Below are 4,868 nucleotides of genomic sequence, written 5' to 3'. Positions count from 1 at the left end.
TTCACAATAATTCATCAATCCTAATTAGACCACATTTTTACTTTAATTGGTATTAGGTGTTCCTCAAACCAACTCATGATTACGACTACATTATTTCTGATTCCAGCTGTGAGGTGACTCGAGCATTATTTCAAACGTATATAGCTTTAAGTTTAGCATTCAGATACTCGAGCCATACGCGCTGTAGATGTTTCCTTTATTAAGTGAGCGGCTCTCAGTATTAGTTAACAGCCTTTCGGCTACGAAATCTGACTTCTGCTCTATCTGTGAATCTATAGGATACGTGTAATTAGGGCTCTATCATGGAGGCTTCTGCTAAGAGCGCTATAGCCCTTAATGAGTCGACTTAATAGCTCTTGTTATACATTCAGCTTAAACCACTCTCGATAGCATCAAGCGCTTTGTTCGAAGCATTTCAAAGGATGGAAGCGGAGTAGATTCAGCTTGAAAGGTGAGAGTTGTTAGGTTGCGCTCCAAAGTTGTGCTTAAGGGATATATAAGATAAGAAATAAAGCATCCCTCGTATCCGTGCCTACACGTGCAGTGAGGTTCATCCCCCAACTGATTGCGATGTTCTCTGGTTCTAGAGGATGGTATTTTAGGATGTTTACCGGTCTGTCTTCGATTCTGATGTGCTTGTTGACTCGATATGAATTAGTTGTTTGACCACTTAGCTCTGAACATATTGATTTCTTGTTGGTTAGTTCAAGTTATGTTTTGGTTATTGCGACTAAGATGAGCTAGAAGGTCACTACTGTTTGCTTAGTAAGAATAGAAAATCCCCGAAACCATCGGCGGATAGTTTTGTGATTATTTTAAGAGCTGGATAAAGCCTTAAACCTAATGGGTCGAATTATGAAATTGAGTTTTAACTTTGAAGATGCGAGCCAGATCTTTGTGGGATCTTTTGCCTTGGCCGTGCCGATTTCTTTTTCTGAAGAGGCTTGGAAGTTAGGGGAGACTTTACCTACCGCTAATCTATTGCTGCTATTTTTACTGTCTGCGGTGTTCTTAGGCTTCTATACGTATGAGAGTGTCTTTCAAAAAGATGTTGTTGCTCGGTTGCCGGTGTTTATTTTCAGAATAGTGATTGCTTATGTTATGACGGCATTGGTCGTTGCTTTGGTACTGACTTGCCTGGACAAATTACCTCTATTGAGTGATCCCGTCGTATCGATCAAAAGAGTGATTGTTATTTCAATGCCAGCCTCTATGGGCGCTATTGTAGTGGATAGTTTTGATAAAGAGTAATCTGTGTATTAATTTGGATTGAAGTGTCTTACAGAGCTTTTCAGCGCTTACTTGATTCGTTATTTAGCTTTCTTACCTCCAAACTTAGTATTGATTTTTTCAACCGATCTCCTAGTCAATAAAATGAGTAGCAACGTACTGTGACTGACTCTTACGTGAATGTGTCGTTTGTTGTTGGGAGATTTTGAAGAGCATTAAGTAGCGAAGATTTGTAGCTTTGGAAGGATATAAAAACGGTTGGTTTCTGAATTGAATACGGTATTTGAAAGGTGAGGGTAGTTGTATTAATAAGTTAGGATCTTTAGATGCAAAAAAGCCGCATCAATGATGCGGCTTCTTTTAATTGGCTCCCCTTGCAAGACTTGAACTTGCGACATACGGATTAACAGTCCGCCGTTCTACCAACTGAACTAAAGGGGAATTGATTGTTTAGTCTCTAATCAAGAGAATGGTGCCGACTACCGGAATCGAACTGGTGACCTACTGATTACAAGTCAGTTGCTCTACCTACTGAGCTAAGTCGGCATCATGAATCAAAAAGCTTATGCTTGATGATTAACTTGGCTCCCCTTGCAAGACTTGAACTTGCGACATACGGATTAACAGTCCGCCGTTCTACCAACTGAACTAAAGGGGAATTATTCTTAAAGCTTTAAAGAAATGGTGCCGACTACCGGAGTCGAACTGGTGACCTACTGATTACAAGTCAGTTGCTCTACCTACTGAGCTAAGTCGGCACATAATATTTCTTTGTGCTTTACTGTTGTTGTCTAAGACACCAACAAATAAATTGTGGTGCCCGGAGGCGGAATCGAACCACCGACACGAGGATTTTCAATCCTCTGCTCTACCGACTGAGCTATCCGGGCGACGAGGTGTATTAAACGTGTTTTCGCGTTCTGGGTCAACATTAAATTGCAAAAAAAGTATCGTTTGATGTTTTTCTATACTTAGTGGGTTGTTTTTGCTCATTTGGGGTGAAAAACCTAGGTCTAGCATGCCCTAAAAGATAGTAAAACTACGGTTAACTACACTGAATGGGCGCCGAAATAAAAAAAGCACGTATGAAAACGTGCTTTTTTATTTGAAAATTTTCTAGGGAGTTTAGTGTTTTACTTCAAACCTATTAACCCAAGCTTCTAATTCGTTGGAAAGAGAGGCAAGAGTTTGGGTGCTGTTATGACTTTCTGTTACGACATTGCTCAGTTGGTTACCGCTCTCTTCGATCATATTGATACGCTTCGATATATCATCGCTCACCTGAGTCTGCTCAGCGGCCGCTGTTGCGATTTGATGACTCATTGATGAAATGGACTCTAATGCGACAACAATCTGTTGTAGTGCTTCAGAGGCGTTTTGAGACTCTGTTACGGTGCTTTCACTGGTCGCGGCACACACTTCCATGGTTTGAATTGCGTTGCGAGATCCCTCTTGAAGGTTATTAATCATTAATTGGATTTCTTTTGTGCTCGATTGTGTTCTGCCTGCAAGGTTACGAACCTCATCTGCTACAACAGCAAATCCACGACCTTGTTCGCCAGCTCGAGCTGCTTCAATGGCTGCATTTAGTGCCAATAGGTTAGTTTGCTCCGCTATATCACCAATCACATCCAATACTTTTGCAATGTTGTTTACATCGTTATCTAGGTTAGCGACAGCTTCGCTTGCTGTGCCTAGTTGGCCTGCTAAGCCTTGAATGTTATCTACTGTGTTGTGAATGAGTTGTTGGGTATGCTGGCTCTGTTTGTCGGCCTCGTCGGTGTTGCGCGCGGTATCGCTAGCTGAAGCAGCTACGTTATTGGCTGAAGAGGCCATCTCGGTCATTGCTGTCGCGATCATCTCTGTTGATTGCTGTTGGGTGTCTGTCAGTTGACCAATTGACCCAGCGCGATCTTCTACGCGCTGCAGTTCGCCTCTTAATGCCAGCATTGAAGCGTCAAGGTTTGATACTAGCTCAGCCAATGACTTACTCATTTGTTGTACGGCGTGATAGATACTGCCGTCAATTGCCTGAGTTTCGAAAGAGGTTTGAATTCGACCTTGTGCTGCGGCTTGTACTGCTTCTCGTACATCTTTAGGTTCGCCGCCAAGAAGCGCTAGCATGCGTTTAATGGATACAATTAGGCTCGCCAGAATAAGACCAGCAATCACGACACAAAGGAATAGCTGCCATTGAGCAGTAGACCAAAAACGAGCGTTAACTTCATTGAACCCGATACCAGTGCCGACAACCCAACCCCAATGTGGCGTTTTCTCTGCAATAGACAGTTTTTCTTCAATCGTTCCATCTGGCAGTTTTTGTGTCCAGGTGTACTCAATGATCTCGCCAGTACGATTACCAAGTACTCTTTGGATTAGCTGCCCAACACTATTGCCGTCGCCATCTTTAAAGTCGTTAAAACTGGTTCCGTGCAGTTGAGGATCTAATGGTGTCGCGATAAACGTCATGTTCTCATCGGCTACGTAAACATATTCATTATCTTTATAGATGTTGTTGCGTAGAAGGCGAGTAGCTAGTTGCTTGGCTTGCTCTTCTTCTAGTGTGCCATCAATCGCCATTTTTTCGACTTCAGTAAGAATGCTGTATGCGCTCTTAAACAGCTCTGTTACGCGAGCTTTGTTGTCCATGTTGCTAGCAACTCTTAAGGTCCATAAGCCTGTAGCCGTCAGTGCTAGCAGGGCGATCAAGATGATGCCCGATAATAAGTAAGCTTGCGTTTTTAGTTTCATATTTCCCCGCGCAGCGATTCAATAATTAGTATTAGGTATAATTCATCGAATCTTAATCTAAGTGGTGTAAGGCAGATATTAGAAAGACATCAAAGTATGATAGGGATTAAATTTTCGAAGAAAAAAAAGTAACAGGACTTGGTTCTATTTGTTTTAATGTGAATATTAGCGGGTCATGAACTTTATAAGGCGTTGGTTCTGTTGTAGTGGATATGCTTTATAGAACTTAGAATCAACTGCTGTAGTAAGAGTACTAAAAGGAGATAACTCAATTTATCGAGACTGATTAAGAGTTAGTGAGGAGCTGATGTGTATATTGAATAGAGTTTGTTTTTGTTCACACGAAAAAAAGCCAAGTCTTTCGACTTGGCTTTCTTGAATGTGGCTCCCCTTGCAAGACTTGAACTTGCGACATACGGATTAACAGTCCGCCGTTCTACCAACTGAACTAAAGGGGAATTATTTGTGTCAACATCAGGTCTATAAAGACCATTATTTGTTAAGCACCAAATAATGGTGCCTCGAGGCGGAATCGAACCACCGACACGCGGATTTTCAATCCGCTGCTCTACCGACTGAGCTATCGAGGCAAAAGAATGGTGCCGACTACCGGAGTCGAACTGGTGACCTACTGATTACAAGTCAGTTGCTCTACCTACTGAGCTAAGTCGGCACACTAAATTCTTTGCTTAAAGAGTTAAACTCTTCAATTAAAACCTCATATAAAATGAAGTCCTTTAAAAATGGCTCCCCTTGCAAGACTTGAACTTGCGACATACGGATTAACAGTCCGCCGTTCTACCAACTGAACTAAAGGGGAATTACTTGTCTCAACATCAGGTCTATAAAGACCATTATTTGTTAAGTACCAAATAATGGTGCCTCGA

2 protein-coding genes and 9 tRNA genes are annotated in these 4,868 nt (G+C 41.9%); 1 reads left to right on the top strand and 10 read right to left on the bottom strand.

Annotated features, from left to right (window positions below):
* The first annotated feature begins 855 nt into the window (after positions 1-855).
* On the top strand, positions 856-1,251 hold the full coding sequence (locus AB4161_RS22385) for a DUF2391 family protein (protein WP_017060180.1): 396 nt from the start codon (positions 856-858) through the stop codon (positions 1,249-1,251).
* Positions 1,252-1,595: 344 nt separating this feature from the next.
* On the opposite strand, the gene AB4161_RS22380 is transcribed toward AB4161_RS22385, so the two are convergent.
* From AB4161_RS22380 to AB4161_RS22335, 10 genes are all read right to left on the bottom strand, one after another.
* Positions 1,596-1,671, bottom strand: a tRNA-Asn gene (locus AB4161_RS22380).
* A 29-nt stretch (positions 1,672-1,700) separates the two neighbouring features.
* Positions 1,701-1,776 (bottom strand) — tRNA-Thr (locus tag AB4161_RS22375).
* Positions 1,777-1,812: 36 nt separating this feature from the next.
* A tRNA-Asn gene (locus AB4161_RS22370) sits at positions 1,813-1,888 on the bottom strand.
* Positions 1,889-1,912: 24 nt separating this feature from the next.
* Positions 1,913-1,988 (bottom strand) — tRNA-Thr (locus AB4161_RS22365).
* A gap of 56 nt (positions 1,989-2,044) precedes the next feature.
* Positions 2,045-2,120: transfer RNA gene (locus tag AB4161_RS22360), tRNA-Phe, on the bottom strand.
* A gap of 235 nt (positions 2,121-2,355) precedes the next feature.
* On the bottom strand, positions 2,356-3,981 hold the full coding sequence (locus AB4161_RS22355; RefSeq protein WP_372084345.1) for a methyl-accepting chemotaxis protein: 1,626 nt from the start codon (positions 3,979-3,981) through the stop codon (positions 2,356-2,358).
* 382 nt (positions 3,982-4,363) lie between these two features.
* Positions 4,364-4,439 (bottom strand) — tRNA-Asn (locus tag AB4161_RS22350).
* Between the two features lie 56 nt (positions 4,440-4,495).
* Positions 4,496-4,571: transfer RNA gene (locus AB4161_RS22345), tRNA-Phe, on the bottom strand.
* Between the two features lie 7 nt (positions 4,572-4,578).
* A tRNA-Thr gene (locus AB4161_RS22340) sits at positions 4,579-4,654 on the bottom strand.
* A gap of 71 nt (positions 4,655-4,725) precedes the next feature.
* Positions 4,726-4,801: transfer RNA gene (locus AB4161_RS22335), tRNA-Asn, on the bottom strand.
* Between the last annotated feature and the right edge of the window lie 67 nt (positions 4,802-4,868).

This window comes from Vibrio sp. 10N.286.51.E5 (assembly GCF_041469125.1).
GTDB classification, from domain to species: Bacteria; Pseudomonadota; Gammaproteobacteria; order Enterobacterales; family Vibrionaceae; genus Vibrio; species Vibrio crassostreae_C.
Note: the sequence above shows the minus strand (reverse complement) of the source record. Positions and strands in the feature narration are given on the sequence as shown.

Bases quoted from the DNA above. Each gene is read 5' to 3' on its own strand.
- AB4161_RS22355 (WP_372084345.1), bottom strand. From the start codon at position 3,981: ATGAAACTAAAAACGCAAGCTTACTTATTATCGGGCATCATCTTGATC.
- AB4161_RS22385 (WP_017060180.1), top strand. From the start codon at position 856: ATGAAATTGAGTTTTAACTTTGAAGATGCGAGCCAGATCTTTGTGGGA.